Annotated in this window: 11 protein-coding genes; 4 read left to right on the top strand and 7 right to left on the bottom strand. The window is 68.7% G+C overall.

What is annotated here, in order from left to right; translation table 11 throughout:
* Window positions 1-60 precede the first annotated feature (60 nt).
* Together HWX55_RS24415 and HWX55_RS24410 are read left to right on the top strand one after the other, a co-directional pair.
* On the top strand, window positions 61-903 hold the full coding sequence (locus HWX55_RS24415) for a glycosyltransferase (protein WP_175977612.1): 843 nt from the start codon (window positions 61-63) through the stop codon (window positions 901-903).
* A gap of 132 nt (window positions 904-1,035) precedes the next feature.
* Window positions 1,036-2,316 carry an O-antigen ligase family protein gene (locus HWX55_RS24410; RefSeq protein WP_175977611.1) on the top strand — a complete coding sequence of 427 codons (1,281 nt, stop codon included), beginning with the start codon at window positions 1,036-1,038 and terminating at the stop codon, window positions 2,314-2,316.
* Window positions 2,317-2,461: 145 nt separating this feature from the next.
* Here HWX55_RS24410 and HWX55_RS24405 read toward each other — a convergent pair whose 3' ends face one another.
* The 3 genes from HWX55_RS24405 to dnaE all read right to left on the bottom strand — a co-directional run bounded on the left by HWX55_RS24405 (window position 2,462) and on the right by dnaE (window position 8,722).
* Window positions 2,462-3,640 carry a glycosyltransferase family 9 protein gene (locus HWX55_RS24405; RefSeq protein WP_175977610.1) on the bottom strand — a complete coding sequence of 393 codons (1,179 nt, stop codon included), beginning with the start codon at window positions 3,638-3,640 and terminating at the stop codon, window positions 2,462-2,464.
* Window positions 3,641-3,789: 149 nt separating this feature from the next.
* Window positions 3,790-4,878, bottom strand: a complete 1,089-nt coding sequence (locus tag HWX55_RS24400) for a glycosyltransferase family 9 protein (protein WP_175977609.1) — start codon at window positions 4,876-4,878, stop codon at window positions 3,790-3,792.
* A gap of 310 nt (window positions 4,879-5,188) precedes the next feature.
* Window positions 5,189-8,722 (bottom strand): DNA polymerase III subunit alpha, encoded by a 3,534-nt coding sequence (gene dnaE, locus HWX55_RS24395; protein WP_175977608.1) that lies wholly within the window; start codon window positions 8,720-8,722, stop codon window positions 5,189-5,191.
* 216 nt (window positions 8,723-8,938) lie between these two features.
* On the opposite strand from dnaE, the gene HWX55_RS24390 reads away from it, so the two are divergent.
* Window positions 8,939-9,793: a sulfurtransferase gene (locus HWX55_RS24390; protein ID WP_050016357.1), complete on the top strand. Its 855-nt coding sequence runs from the start codon at window positions 8,939-8,941 to the stop codon at window positions 9,791-9,793.
* Between the two features lie 25 nt (window positions 9,794-9,818).
* Window positions 9,819-10,715, top strand: coding sequence for a tRNA glutamyl-Q(34) synthetase GluQRS (gene gluQRS / locus HWX55_RS24385; RefSeq protein ID WP_175977607.1), 897 nt, complete (start codon window positions 9,819-9,821; stop codon window positions 10,713-10,715).
* 265 nt (window positions 10,716-10,980) lie between these two features.
* Here the strand turns inward: gluQRS and HWX55_RS24380 are convergent, their stop codons facing one another.
* The 4 genes from HWX55_RS24380 to purT all read right to left on the bottom strand — a co-directional run bounded on the left by HWX55_RS24380 (window position 10,981) and on the right by purT (window position 14,830).
* Window positions 10,981-12,552, bottom strand: a complete 1,572-nt coding sequence (locus HWX55_RS24380) for a DEAD/DEAH box helicase (protein WP_175977606.1) — start codon at window positions 12,550-12,552, stop codon at window positions 10,981-10,983.
* A 384-nt stretch (window positions 12,553-12,936) separates the two neighbouring features.
* Complete coding sequence (locus HWX55_RS24375; RefSeq protein WP_175977605.1) at window positions 12,937-13,317, bottom strand: MliC family protein; 381 nt, start codon at window positions 13,315-13,317, stop codon at window positions 12,937-12,939.
* Between the two features lie 94 nt (window positions 13,318-13,411).
* Window positions 13,412-13,597: a DUF6726 family protein gene (locus HWX55_RS24370; RefSeq protein WP_006497052.1), complete on the bottom strand. Its 186-nt coding sequence runs from the start codon at window positions 13,595-13,597 to the stop codon at window positions 13,412-13,414.
* A gap of 18 nt (window positions 13,598-13,615) precedes the next feature.
* The gene (gene purT, locus HWX55_RS24365) at window positions 13,616-14,830 is read right to left on the bottom strand and encodes a formate-dependent phosphoribosylglycinamide formyltransferase (RefSeq protein ID WP_175977604.1); all 1,215 of its coding nucleotides are present in this window, start codon (window positions 14,828-14,830) and stop codon (window positions 13,616-13,618) included.
* Between the last annotated feature and the right edge of the window lie 104 nt (window positions 14,831-14,934).

The raw sequence follows: 14,934 nt of genomic DNA, 5'->3' as shown, positions 1-14,934 counted from the left end.
GCCCGCCCGAGCGGCCGCGCTGCGCGCCGCCCGTCACGACGACCACCGAATCCGACCGCCATGTTCTCCATCATCATTCCGACCTGGAACAACCTGCCGTACCTCAAGCTCGTCGTCGACAGCCTGCGCCGGCATTCCGCGTATGACCACCAGATCATCGTGCACGTGAACGACGGCTCGGACGGCACGCTCGACTGGGTGCGCAACGAAGGAATCGAACACACCGCGTCGCCGGCCAACATCGGCATCTGCCATGCGGTCAACCTGGCCGCCGCGCGCGCCACGCGCGACTACGTCGTCTACATGAACGACGACATGTTCTGCTGCCCGGGCTGGGACACGGCGCTCGTGCGCCGCATCGAACGGATGCCGACCGACCTGTTCATGCTGTCGGGCACGATGGTCGAGCCGGTCGACACGCGCAACCCGTGCGTGGTCGTCAGCAATTTCGGCCGCGACGCCGAGCAGTTCGACGCGGCGGGCCTCGTCGCCGCGACTCCGAAGCTGGTGCGTGCCGACTGGCTCGGCTCGACCTGGCCGCCGACGCTCGTGCACCGCGACTGGTGGAACCGCATCGGCGGCTACAGCAGCGAGCTGTCGCCGGGCATGAGCAGCGACAACGACTTCTCGATGAAATTCTGGGACGCCGGCTGCCGGATCTTCGTCGGCGTCGGCGACAGCCTCGTGTACCACTTCCAGCAGAAGAGCACCGGCAAGATCGTCAAGAACGACGGCCGCCGCCAGTTCCTGAACAAATGGGGCATGACGCAGGCGACGTTCGACCGCTACTACCTGCATCGCGGCGAGCCGCTCGGCACGCAGATCGCGCTCGATACACCGGTGGTGGAAGGCCGCCTCAAGCGCGCGCTGCTGCGCTCGCGGATCAAGCGCGCGTTCAGCTGATCCCGCCCCGAAAACCGCACGGAAACCTGCCCTGCTTCGCGTATACTGCGCCGTTCGTCCCGGGTCTCTCGCCGGGATAAGCGACGCGGCGCAGATGCCCGCAAGCCGCATTCGTCCATACGACAGGTTCCGATGCTTTCGTTTTCCGCTCCCGCCACGCGGCGCCTGACCGCCGCCCGCGCATTCGCCGTCGCCGCGCTCTGCATGGTGCCCGTTTCGACCGCGCTGACCAACGTGTTCTGCGGGCTGTTCGCCGCCGCGCTCGTGATCTCCCCCGAGTTCTGGCGCGACCTGCGCTCGTTCGTCGCCGACCCGGCTTCGCTCGCCGCGCTGCTGATCCTGGCCGCGCTGGCCCTGAGCGTCACCTATACGGTCGCACCGCATCACAAGGCGTGGAACTGGGTCGCGAAGTACGACAAGCTGCTGCTGCTGCCGTTCGCCGTGCTCGCGTTCCGTCATTCGAACTGGGCGCCGATCGTGCGGCGCTGCTGGTTCGGCACGCTGTGCGTGATCCTGCTGCTGTCGACGACCAACTATCTCGGGCTCACCGCGATCGGGCCGGCGTATGCGACCCAACTGCCGCTGTCGCGCGCGTGGGTGTTCAAGAACCACATCGCGGCCGGCATGTTCGGCGCGCTGCTGTTCTACCAGGCGGCCGATCTCGCGCTCGCGGCCCGCACGGCGCTGTCCCGCGCCGCCTATGCGGGCGTCGCCGCGTGGTCGCTCGTCAACGTGTTCGTGATGCTGCAGGGACGCACGGGACAGGTCATCGCGCTGCTGCTGATCCTCGTCGTCGCGGTGCGTTTCGTGCTGTTGCTGCGCCGGCAGTCCGCGCTGCGCGCGGGGCTTGCCGCCGGCGTGCTCGTCCTGGCGGGCGTCGCGCTCGTGGTTGCCGCATGCACGGTCCACAACGGCCGGCTGACGAAGGTCGTGACGGAAGTGCAGCAATACCGACAGAGCGATGCGGCCACGTCGACCGGGCTGCGCCTCGAGTGGTACAAGAAGGGGCTGGAGCTGTATCGGCAGCGCCCGGTGATCGGCTACGGTGCGGGCGGCCTCGAATCCGAATTCGAGAAGCTCACCGCCGGCAAGACGGCCGCCGAAGGGCAGCTCACGTCGAACCCGCACAACGAATACCTGCTGATGGCCGTGCAGCTCGGTTCGATCGGCCTGCTGCTGTTCGTCAACCTGATCGTGCAGATCGCGCGCGGCAGCCGTACGCTCGATCCGCGCTCGCAGCACTTGCTGCTCGGGTGGCTCGCGATCTTCGCGATCGGCAGCCTCGCGAATTCGCTGCTGCTGGATTTCGCCGAAGGACACCTGATCGTGCTGCTGGCCGGCATCCTGCTCGGTTGCGGCGAACGCGGCGAAGCGCTGCCGCGCGAAACGTCGGCGATCCGGCGCAGCGTGTAACGCACGCCGGCATACGTTCCGCTGCCCGGGCCGGCCCGGCCGGGTTCGGGGCAGCGGACATCCACCGCCGATGCGGGCGAGCCGCATGGCTCGCCGCGAAACACGCGCCCCCTGCGAACGAAGAAAAACGCGCGCTTGCCGCGCGTCAGTCGGATCCGGTGCGGTGCAGCCGCGACGTGTCGACGACGATGTCGGCCGGGCCCGGCGGATTCAGCCCGAGCATCTCGGCCGCCGCGGCTTTCACGCGCTGCGCCCCGAGATGGACGAGGCAGTCGCTGCGGCTGTCGACATGACGCTCGCAGCCTTCGTGCCGGCACGGCACGCAGTCGCCTTCCCCTTGCAGCAGCCACACGTTCCCGTGCCGGCCCGAGCCGCGCAGCGACCACGGATTCTCGGTCGCGGGCCAGCGCTGCGGCCACGGCCCCCAGCGCACGGGGTCGGACGGCCCGAACAGCGCGATCGTGTCGGTGCCGGTCGCGGCCGCGACGTGCGTCGCGCCGGTGTCGGGCCCGATGAAGAGCCGCGCGCGCCGCACGAGCTCCGCGCTCTCGCCGAACGTCAGGCGGCCGACCAGGTTCAGCACGTCGCCACCCGCCTCGCTCGCGACCTGCTCCGCATACTCGCGCTCGCGATCGGCCGGGCCGCCCGACAGCGCGACCGCGAAGCCCTGCTCGCGCAACCAGCCGATCATCTCGACCCAGCCGTCGAGCCGCCATTGCTTGTAGCGGAACATCGGATACGGATGCAGCACGACCAGCGGCTTGCCGGCGCGGATCGCGGGCGACTCGGCGAGCCACGCGTCGAAACGTGCGCGCCGCGCGGGATCGTCGCCGATGCCGGGCGCGACGACCTCGGACACCGGCTCGATGCCGATCACCGGCGCAAGCGCGAGCGTACTGACGACCGTATGTGCGGATTCATGGTGATTGATCGCGATCCCGTTCAGCATCATCCGCGTGAGCCACGTGACGCGGTTCGGGTCGACGAGGCCGACCCGCTTGCGGCCGGCGAACCAGCTGTAGAAACGCGGCCGGTCGGAACTCAGCGCCGCGCACGCGAGATCGTAGCGGCGCCACATCGACAGCGCGTCGCGCAGCCGCTCGCCGAACCCCGCGCGCTGCGCGACCACGATCACGCGCCGCACGTCCGGATTGTGCTCGAGCACGCCCTCGGTGCCGCGAAACACCAGCATGTCGATCTGCGCGTCCGGCCAGCGGGCCTTCAGCGACCGGACAAGCGGTGTCGTCAGCAGCACGTCGCCGATACGGCGCGGCGCGGCAACGAGGATGGTTCTGGGTGGACGGGCGGAGGAAAACAGGGCCACGGTGATCGTCTGGCTGGCTGAACAAGGCTGGCAATGTACAGGATTTTGCAGCAGCCGGCGCGGCATCGCGCACCGGCCGCGCAGGCTGCCGCGATGCGGCCCCGCCGGCGCAGCGTCGTGCGGGACGCGGCCGCACGACGCGCCCGGCGCTACGATGCGATCGGCGCGATCGCAGGTGACGTGGCGGCGGCCGGTTGCGCGAGCGCGGTACCGGCCGCGGCTTCGTCGCGATGGCCGGCCTGCGGCAGCAGGTGGCGCACCGCGCGCTCGACCGCATCGATACCGATCGCGTCGACGGTCGGGCCCGCGCGCAGGATCACGTGCGGCACGCCGAGCGGATGCCAGCGCAGGTATTTCTCGGGACGATCCTCGAACAGGGCGGCCACCGGTACGCCGAGCGCCGACGCAAGATGCACGGGCGCGCTGTCGGCCGAGACGATCGCATCGAGCAGGCTCGCGGCCGCCACCAGCTCGGCGACCGACGAAGGCGCGACATGCCGTGCATTCACGTCGCGCCACAACTCGCCTTCGGCAGCGTGGCCGATGGCCGGATCGCGAAACACGATCACGTCGGCGACCGGTGCGAGGCGCTCGCCGAGGTCGCGCCAGCGCTCGGCGGGCCAGCGGCGCTCGACCGCCTTGTTCGACACGAACAGCCCGACGCGCGGCTTCATGCGCGCGCCGAGCAGCCGATGCCACGTTTCCTGCAGCGTGCGATCGGGATGCACCGACAGCGCGAGGCGATCGAGATCGGCGCAACCGAGTTCGGGCACGAGCCGGAAGCCCGACAGCGCTTCGTGGCACATCGGCCGCCGCGCGACATGCTCGGGCTTGCGATCGTCGAATTCGGTCTCGGCATCGTGCCAGCGGCAATCCTTCGCGCGAAGCTGGCGCGCGAACTGCATGCTGCTGCGATGCATGCCGCCGTTCGGCACGATCACGAGATCGAACCGCAAACGGCGCAGACGGCGCACGAGTCGCAGCCGGTCGAGGAATGCGCGCATCCGGCCGGGACGATCGTTGCGCTCGCACTGGCGGCTGTACACGTAGGTGTGGATCGTATGCACGTCCGGGTTTCCGGCCAGCGCGGCCGCGTTGTAGCGGTTCGCGACCACATGCAGCTCCGCGCCCGGCCAACGCGCCTTCAGCGCGCCGAGAAACGCCGTCGTGCACAGCATGTCGCCCAGAAAATCAATCCGGATCACGAGGATCCGCTGCGGCGGGTTTCCATTGGCCATGGTCATGTGGGGACAATCAGTTTTTATCGTCGCGGCGGGCCGTTCCACGGCATCCTGGTCCGAGGGCTTACCGTGCCGCGCGCTGCCGCACGCCGCACGGATCCGCCCCTGTTTACGCGCGCTACCGGCGCTGCTCGCCATGCGATCCCGCGGCACGCGTCGCGTTCGGACGGTTAGCGCGGGATTGTATAGCGTCCGGATGGCTAGCCCAAGACCCCGGCTGCCGCCACACGTAAAAACGGCCCGCCGCACCGCACGATGGCGATGCGGCGGGCCGCCTCTACGCGACCGCCGCCGAAGCGGGGCGCGGTCAGTACGTGATTTCGACGACGCTGCCGTCGAACGCCGCGCGCAGATCCGCCAGCAGCACGTCGCTCGGCTTCACGCGCCACGCGTCGCCCAGGCGCATTTCGCCTTGCGCGCGCGCGTTGCTGTAGTGGATCTGGACGGCAAGCCCGTTCGGCAGCGGCGCCGGCGGGCGCCGACCGCCATCGCGGCCGCCGCCGCGCGGCGCGGGCGCTTCGACCACGTTCGCCGCGGCCGGATCGTCCTTCGACACGTGCGGCTCGAGCACGCGGCGCAGCGCGAGCGCGTCGGCGTTGCCGTTCATCGTCAGCCGCACGGCCTGCGCATAGCGGCTACGGGCGCGTTCGAGATCCATCACGGTATCGGCGGTAAAGCGAATGCCGCCGGTAAACGCGTCGTTGCGCGCCTGCCCCTGCACGATCAGCAGTTCGTCCTCCTTGAACAGCGCCTTGTTGGCCTCGAACTGTTCGTTGAAGATCGTGATCTCGCACTGGCCGGAGCCGTCGTCGAGCAGCGCGATCAGCATCTTGCCGCGCTGGGTCATCTGCGTGCGCAGCGACGCGATGATGCCGGCGACGAGCTTGTCGCGCCCTTCCTTCAGGTCGCCGACCTTCTGTCGCACGAAGCGGCGCACTTCTTCGCGATACGCGTCGAACAGATGGCCGGACAGGTAGAAACCGAGCGCGGCCTTTTCTTCCTGCAGGCGGCGCTTGTCGTCCCACGCGGGTTCGTCGACGAGCGCGTGCGCATGCGGCGACTCGGCGCCCATGTCGAACAGCCCGGCCTGCATCGCGTTCGCTTCGGCCTGGTCGGCCGCTTCCATCGCGAGCGGCACCGACGCGATCAACTGCGCACGGTTCGGGTTCAGCGAGTCGAACGCGCCGGCGCGGATCAGCGCCTCGACCGTGCGGCGGTTGACGACGCGCCGGTCGATCCGTTCGCAGAAGTCGAACAGATCGGTGAACGCCTTTTCCTCGCGCGCACGCAGGATTTCCTCGATCGCGTTCTGGCCGCTGCCCTTCACCGCGCCGAGCCCGTAGCGGATCGTGCGCGAGCGCTTGCCGTCGACTTCCGCGACCGGCTCGAACCGGTAATGCGACTGGTTGATGTCCGGCGGCAGCACGGCGAGGTTGTTCACGACGCAGTCGTCGAACAGGATCTTCACCTTGTCGGTGTCGTCCATCGCGAGCGTCATGTTGGCCGCCATGAATTCGGCCGGATGGTGCGCCTTCAGCCACGCGGTGTAATACGCGAGCAGCGCATACGCGGCCGCGTGCGACTTGTTGAAGCCGTAGCCCGCGAACTTCTCCATCAAGTCGAAGATCTCGTCGGACTTCTCGCGCGTGAGGCCGTTCTTCGCCGCACCCTCGGCGAAGATCTCGCGATGCTTGGCCATCTCCTCGGGCTTCTTCTTGCCCATCGCGCGACGCAGCAAGTCCGCACCGCCGAGCGAATAGCCGCCGATGATCTGCGCCATCTGCATCACCTGCTCCTGATAGACCATGATGCCGTAGGTCTCTTTCAGGACGGGTTCGACGCGCGGATCCGGATAGTCGACCTTCTCGCGCCCGTGCTTGCGTGCGCAGAAGCTCGGGATCAGGTCCATCGGGCCCGGACGGTACAACGACACGAGCGCGATGATGTCCTCGAAGCGGTCGGGCTGCGCATCCTTCAGCATGCCCTGCATCCCGCGGCTTTCCAGCTGGAACACCGCGACCGTGTTGGCCTTCTTCAGGATCTGGAACGACGCCGGATCGTCGAGCGGCACCTGCGCGAGCGACCAGTCGGCCTTCGACGGATCGAGGCGGCGGATGTAGCGCTCGGCCCAGTCGAGGATCGTCAGCGTCGTGAGACCCAGAAAGTCGAACTTCACGAGGCCGACGGCTTCGACGTCGTCCTTGTCGTACTGGCTGACCACGCCGCCGTCGTCGCCCTGCGTGTACAGCGGGCAGAAATCGGTCAGCTTGCCGGGCGCGATCAGCACGCCGCCCGCGTGCATCCCGACGTTACGCGTCAAGCCCTCGACGCGCTGCGCGAGATCGAGCAACTGGTGGACTTCGTCCTCGTGGTCGTAGCGCTCCTGCAACTGCGGCTCTTCCTTCATCGCGTCGGCAATCGTCACGTGCTTGCCGGGCTTGAACGGAATCAGCTTCGCGACGCCGTCGGTGAACATGTAGCCGAGATCGAGCACGCGGCCGATGTCGCGCACGGCCGCCTTCGCGGCCATCGTGCCGAACGTGGCGATCTGCGACACGGCGTCCGCGCCGTATTTCTCCTTCACGTACTGGATCACGCGATCGCGGCCGTGCTGGCAGAAGTCGATGTCGAAGTCGGGCATCGACACGCGTTCCGGGTTCAGGAAGCGCTCGAACAGCAGGTTGTAGCGCAGCGGATCGAGGTCGGTGATGCCGAGCGCGTACGCGACCAGCGAGCCGGCGCCCGAGCCGCGGCCCGGGCCGACCGGCACGCCGTTGTTCTTCGCCCAGTTGATGAAGTCCGCGACGATCAGGAAGTAGCCGGGAAAGCCCATCTTCGTGATGGTCCCGCACTCGAATTCGAGGCGCTTGTAGTACGTGTCGCGCTGCGCGTCGCGCTCCGCTTCGACCGGATACAACTGCGCGAGGCGGGTCTCGAGCCCTTCCTTCGACAGCTGGACCAGGTAGTCGTCGAGCGACATGCCGTCCGGCGTCGGGAACAGCGGCAGTTTCGGCTTGCCGAGCTCGAGCTTCAGGTTGCAGCGCTTCGCGATCTCGACCGTGTTCGCGATCGCCGACGGCAGGTCGGCGAACAGCGCGGCCATGTCGGCCTGCGTGCGGAAATACTGGTCGGTCGTGAAACGCTTCTGGCGCCGCGGGTTCGCGAGGATGTCGCCTTCCGAGATGCACACGCGCGCCTCGTGCGCTGTGAAATCGTCGTCGGTCATGAACTGCGTCGGGTGCGTCGCGACGACCGGCAGCTTCAGCGACGCGGCGAGCGTCGCGGCCTGCTGGATGTATGCCTCGGCGCCCGGCTGGCCGTAACGCTGCAGCTCGATGTAGAAGCCGCCCGGAAACACCCGCGCCCAGCGCTCGGCGTGACGGCGCGCGGCTTCTTCGTTGCCCGCGGCCAGCGCGAGCCCGATATCGCCCTGCTGCGCGCCCGACAGCGCGAGCAGCCCCTGCGCGAGCTCGCCGTCGAGCCAGCTCGCGTCGAGTTCCGCGCGGCCGCGGTACTGGTTCGTGAGCCACGCCTTCGACAGCAGCTCGCAGAGATTCAGGTAACCGACCTTGTCCTTGACCAGCAGCAGCAGCCGCGACGGCTTGTCGCGGTCGTCCGGATTGGCTATCCAGACGTCGCAGCCGGCGATCGGCTTGATGCCCTTGCCGCGGGCTTCCTGGTAGAAACGGACGAGACCGAATGCGTTGCCGAGATCGGTGAGCGCGAGCGCGCCCTGACCGTCCGCGGCGGCCGCCTTGACGATGTCGTCAATGCGCACGATGCCGTCGGCGATCGAGAACTCGGAGTGAACGCGAAGATGGACGAAGCGAGGATCTGACATGGGCGCTATTGTAGCCGCCTCGCCGCGCAGGCTGCCCAAAAAATGCCCGTTTTGGCCGTTCGGCCGATGCACGCGGCGACGCGTCGCGCGGCTGGCCGATCGGCCAGATACCGATGCCCGCGCCGTTTGCGGGATAATACGGTTTTTCGAATCAACGCCCCGGCTTCGCACCCTTTTTTGCGGGCCGCCGTGCGGCCGTTTTCCCGTCGGACCATCATGACCATCGTCAACCTCGCCGCCTACCACTTCGTGTCGCTCGACGCGAACGAGCAATGGCGCCCGCTCGTCACCGCCCGCTGCAACGAACTCGGCCTGCGCGGCACGATCCTGCTCGCGCCGGAAGGCATCAACCTGTTCATCGCCGGCACGCGCGAAGCCACCGACGCGTTCATCGCGTACATCCGCCACGATCCGCTGTTCGAAGGCAAGTTCGCGACGCTGCAGTTCAAGGAAAGCCTGTCCGACTCGCAGCCGTTCCGCCGCATGCTCGTGCGCCTGAAGCGCGAGATCATCACGATGAAGAAGCCCGCGATCAAGCCGGAACTCGGCCGCGCGCCGTTCGTCGATGCGCGCACGCTGAAGACGTGGCTCGACCGCGGCCACGACGACACGGGCCGCCCGGTCGTGATGCTCGACACGCGCAACGCGTTCGAAGTCGACGTCGGCACGTTCGACAACGCGCTCGACTACCGGATCGACAAGTTCAGCGAATTCCCGGAAGTGATCGACGCGAACCGCGCCGATCTCGAAGGCAAGACGGTCGTGTCGTTCTGCACCGGCGGCATCCGCTGCGAGAAGGCCGCGATCCACATGAAGGAAATCGGCATCGACAACGTGTACCAGCTCGAAGGCGGGATCCTGAAGTACTTCGAGGAAGTCGGCGGCGCCCACTATCACGGCGACTGCTTCGTGTTCGATTACCGCACCGCGCTGAATCCGCAACTCCAGCCCACCGAGAACGTCACGTGCTTCGCGTGCCGCGCGGTCGTCACGCCGGAAGCGCAACGATCGCCGAGCTACGTGCCCGGCCAGTCGTGCCCGGCCTGCGCGCAGGCAGCCAGCGCCGCGTAACCGCGCGTCGCACCGCGCCCCGCCGATGAAGCACGGCTATCGCGGCCGCTTCGCGCCCTCGCCCACCGGGCCGCTGCACTTCGGCTCGCTGGTCGGCGCGCTCGCGAGCTGGCTCGACGCACGCGCGCACGACGGCACCTGGCTCGTGCGCATCGAGGATCTCGACGGCCCGCGCACGGTGCCCGGCGCGGCCGACGACATCCTCGCGACGCTCGCGCATTTCAGGATGATGCCCGACGAGCCGCCCGTCTGGCAGAGTACGCGCGACGCGGCCTACGCGGCCGCGCTCGAGCGGCTCGTCGCGGCCGGGCGCGTGTATCCGTGCGGCTGCACGCGCAAGGAAATCGCCGATTCGCTGCGCGCCGCGCATGAACGCCACACGACGCTCGCGTATCCGGGCACCTGCCGCACCGGCCTGCACGGCAAGCCTGCACGCGCATGGCGGCTGCGCGTGCCGGACGGCAGCGACGCGGTCGTCACGTTCGACGATCGCTGGCAGCACACGCAATCGCAGAACCTCGCGACCGAAGTCGGCGATTTCGTGCTGAAACGCGCGGACGGCCAATGGGCGTATCAGCTCGCGGTCGTCGTCGACGATGCCGACGCCGGTATCACGCACGTCGTGCGCGGCGCCGACCTGCTCGATTCGACCGCGCGCCAGATCTATCTGCAGCGCTGCGTCGGCGTGCCGACGCCCGCATACCTGCACGTGCCGGTCGTCGTCGATGCGAACGGCGAAAAGCTCAGCAAGCAGACGGGCGCGACGGCGCTCGAGCGCAACGATCCGCTGCCGGCGCTACGGGCGGCGGCCGCGCATCTCGGTCTGGCGGAAGGTGGCGATCTACCGGGCCATACGATCGACGCGTTCTACGCGGCCGCGATCGACGCGTGGGCACGTCGCTTCGGGCCGCGCGCCGGTTGAACCGCGTGCGCGACACCGGCCCGTAGCGACTGCGTTCCGGCATCCGTCGGCGGCGCATCCGGCCGCATGAAAGCGTGACGGAAGCCGGAGCACCTCGTCCGCTGCGACACCGCATCAAAATATCCAATCCCGCACGCGGCAAGCTTTCGCGGCCGCGCGCACGCCCCGCCCCGATCGCGTCGCCCAATGAAAAACGGGCACATGCTCGTCGCATGCACCCGCTTGTCCGGCAGCGCCGACGCGCCGCCGCTGCGCTCCGCCCGGCTTACGCCGACGGCTTGCGCGGCATCCCGAAGCCGCCGAGCAGCGCGGCGACCTGGCGCTTCGGCCCCTTCTTCTCGGGCTGCTGCGCGGGCTGTGCGTCGTCGGGCTGCTTCGCCGATGCCGACGGCTCGTACGGCTTCAGGAAGAAATCGTCGACCGGCGCTTCGTGGCGACGGGGACGACCGCCACGCTCGGCACCGGCCGACCGGTGTCCCGACGCACCGCGATGCTCGTCGCGCTCGCGACGGCCGCCTCGTTCGCCACCGCGTTCGCCGTGGCGATCGCCGCTACGGTCGCCACCGCGCTCGCCGCCACGTTCGTCGTGACGCTGGCGCGCCGGCTTGTCGAGCGTGAGCGTCTGCACGTCGAGCGGACGCTTGATCAGCTTCTCGATATCGGCGAGCTGCTTGCGCTCGTTCGGGCTGCACAGCGACAGCGCGTCGCCCGTCGCACCCGCGCGGCCGGTACGGCCGATCCGGTGCACGTAGTCTTCCGCACTGAACGGCAGGTCGAAGTTGATCACGGCCGGCAGTTCGGCGATGTCGAGGCCGCGCGCGGCCACGTCGGTCGCGACCAGCGCCTCGATCTCGCCGCGCTTGAACGCGTCGAGCGCCTGCATCCGCTCGATCTGCGTCTTGTCGCCGTGAATCGCCGACGCGACCACGCCGTCGCGCTCGAGATTGCGCGCGAGCCGGCTCGCGCCGATCTTGCTGTTGCAGAACACGATCACCTGCTTGAGGCCGCGATCGCGCAGCAACTGCACGACGGCCGCCTGCTTGTCGCCTTCGGCGACGTCGTAGACGATCTGCGTGACGTTCGCGTTCGTCGAGTTGCTGCGCGCGACCTCGATCGTCTGCGGGTTGCGCAGGTAGGTCGATGCCAGCTTCTTGATTTCGCCCGAGAACGTGGCCGAGAACAACAGCGTCTGGCGCTCCTTCGGCAGCAGGTTCAGGATGCGCTGCAGATCGGGCAGGAAGCCCATGTCGAGCATCCGGTCGGCTTCGTCGAGCACGAGGATCTGCACCTGGCCGAGGTTCGCCGTCTTCTGCTGCACGTGGTCGAGCAGGCGGCCCGGCGTCGCGATCAGGATCTCGACGCCGCGGCGCAGTTCGGCCGATTGCGGGTTCATGTCGACGCCGCCGAACACCACCGCGCTGCGCAGCGGCGTGTGCTTCGCATACGCGTGCACGTTCGCGGCGACCTGGTCGGCGAGTTCGCGGGTCGGCGTGAGGATCAGCGCCCGCACCGGGTGGCGCGCCGGGGACGCGCTCGTGTTCGCTTGCGGCAGCAGGCGCTGGATGATCGGCAGCGAGAAGCTCGCAGTCTTGCCGGTGCCCGTTTGCGCGGCGCCCATGACGTCGCGGCCGGCGAGCACGACCGGAATGGCCTGCGCCTGGATCGGCGTCGGCGTCGTATAGCCCTGCTCGACAATGGCTTTCAGGATATCGGGGGCAAGGCCGAATTGATCGAAGGTTGCGTCGACGGGCTTGGCGACAGAATCGGACATGGTGGCGTTTCGCTCAAAAGGCGCGGCGGGGACATCGTGCGTCAGGCCGGCCGGGCCTGCGCTCATCACAATTCGGAAATAGACGGAGCCGCGGCGCGCCGCGCGGCGCCGCTCTGGCGCTTGGGCCCGGTTCAATGCGAACGCTGGACGCCAGGCCGTGCGGACTCCGTTCGGCGCGAATGCCGGCGGAAAGGGCCGTATTGTAGCACCGTGCGGGAATCTGTCCGTGACAACGCCGCGAACGGCCGCGACGGCGGTTCGCGCGGCGGGTCTGCCCCAGCCTGCGGAGGCGAGCGGCTGGCCGATCGGCGTAGCCGTATCGGCGGATGAACAATATCAGGGGTTCAATCGCGCAATCTCGCATCGGGATGCCCGCCGTCGGCCGCGCGTACGGGGCCTTCAGCCCGGCGCAACCGGTCAACCCGGGCGAACAGGCTCCGCGCCCGCTGCTCAACCCTTCTTCTTTTTCTTCTCGACCTGCACGCAATCGCCCAGCAGCGGCGGCGACTTCGGGTCGGCGATTTCGTCGCGCAGCGTCGCTTCCTTGCCCTTCGTCCACCACGTATAGCGGCCGGCCTGGTAGCGCGCGCCCGACCCGGACACCGTGTCGACGAACAGCATCTGCTTGCCGTCGACCGGCACGAGCGCGAAGCTCTGGCCGTTGCCCGCGAGCCAGTACGACACGCGCACCGGCGTCTTGTGGTTCGCGCACTGATAGACGGTGGGCTGGCGCGCGTCGGCGTCGATCTCTTCGACGGTCAGTTGCGCGGCATGCGCGACGGAAACGGCACTGCCGGCGAGCGCAAGCGCGGCGAGGGTTGGGCGAATCATGCAGGTCCTCTCACGAGACGGGTGGAAGCGCGCCATCGGCGGGCGCGCGGTTATTGTTTATCAGGCTGGCGGGAAATTGCGCCGGCCGCCGGAATCACGGATCGATCACGTCCGCGCACGCATCGGTCGGCGCCGCGGCGACATGGCCGACGAGCGGCACGATCTTGAGCCCGGCCGACGCCACCCGGCACGGCGCGGCCGCGAGGCCGCAGCCCGCGAGACTCGCGACGAGCGCCAGCGCGGCGCCCAGCTTTCCAATACGCAACCACCTCGACGCCATCGTCGTCTCCTCGTTCCGTCAACGCGCCGACACGGGCCGCACGGCCGCGGCCGCGCGCTTCGCGCGTTCGCGGGCTTCGTCGACGGTCGCGCCGGTCGCCAGCGCGACGCCCATGCGCCGCTTCGCAAAACTCTCCGGCTTGCCGAACAGGCGCAGGTCCGCGCCCGGCACCGCGAGCGCGTCGCGCACGCCTTCGAACGCGATCCCGCGCTCGTCCAGCCCGCCGTAGATCACCGCCGACGCGGCCGGCGTGCCGAGCGCCGGATCGACCGGCAGCCCGAGAATCGCCCGCGCGTGCAGCTCGAATTCCGACTGGCGCTGCGACGCGAGTGTGACGAGGCCCGTATCGTGCGGCCGCGGGCTCACCTCGGAGAACCAGACGTCATCGCCGCGCACGAACAGCTCGACGCCGAACAGCCCGCGCCCGCCGAGCGCCTCGGTCACCTTGTGCGCGATCTCGCGCGACTTCTCGAGCGCCGTCGCGCTCATCGGCTGCGGCTGCCACGATTCGACGTAGTCGCCCGCCACTTGCACGTGGCCGACCGGCTCGCAGAAATAGGTGCGCGTGTCGAGCGTCGCCGGGTCGATCGCGCGCACGGTCAGTTGCGTGATCTCGTAGTCGAAATCGACGAAGCCCTCGACGATCACGCGGCCGTGGTTCACGCGGCCGCCCGCCATCGCGTAGTCCCACGCGGCTTGCACGTCGGCGTCGGTCTTCACGACCGACTGCCCCTTGCCCGACGACGACATCACGGGCTTCACGACGCACGGCATGCCGATCTTCGCGACGGCCCCGCTGAAGGCCTCGAACGAATCCGCGAACGCATACGGGGAAGTCGGCAGGCCGAGTTCCTCGGCCGCGAGCCGGCGGATCCCTTCGCGATTCATCGTGAGCTGCGTCGCGCGCGCGGTCGGGATCACCTCGGCGAGACCGGCCGCCTCGATCGCCGCGAGCGCGTCGGTGGCGATCGCCTCGATTTCGGGGACGATCAGGTGCGGACGCTCGGCTTCGACGATGGACCGCAGCGCGGCCGCGTCCGTCATGTCGATCACGTGCGCGCGATGCGCGACCTGGTGGCCCGGTGCGTCCGGATAGCGATCGACCGCGATGACTTCGACGCCGAGACGCTGCAACGCGATGATGACTTCCTTGCCGAGCTCGCCCGCGCCGAGCAGCATGACGCGCGTGGCCGAGGGTGAAAGCGGCGTACCGAGCCGCTGACCGATCTGCATGTGATTTCCCGCTGGTTCTGTTGGAGGACGAAAACGGCTTCGATGTTAACACGGGCATCGGAGCCGGTTTGGGCGGTTGGGCCGCACCCGCGCGCGATCGCGCG

The organism is Burkholderia sp. BCC1047 (assembly GCF_902833155.1).
In the GTDB taxonomy this organism is placed as follows: Bacteria; Pseudomonadota; Gammaproteobacteria; order Burkholderiales; family Burkholderiaceae; genus Burkholderia; species Burkholderia sola.
Note: the sequence above shows the minus strand (reverse complement) of the source record. Positions and strands in the feature narration are given on the sequence as shown.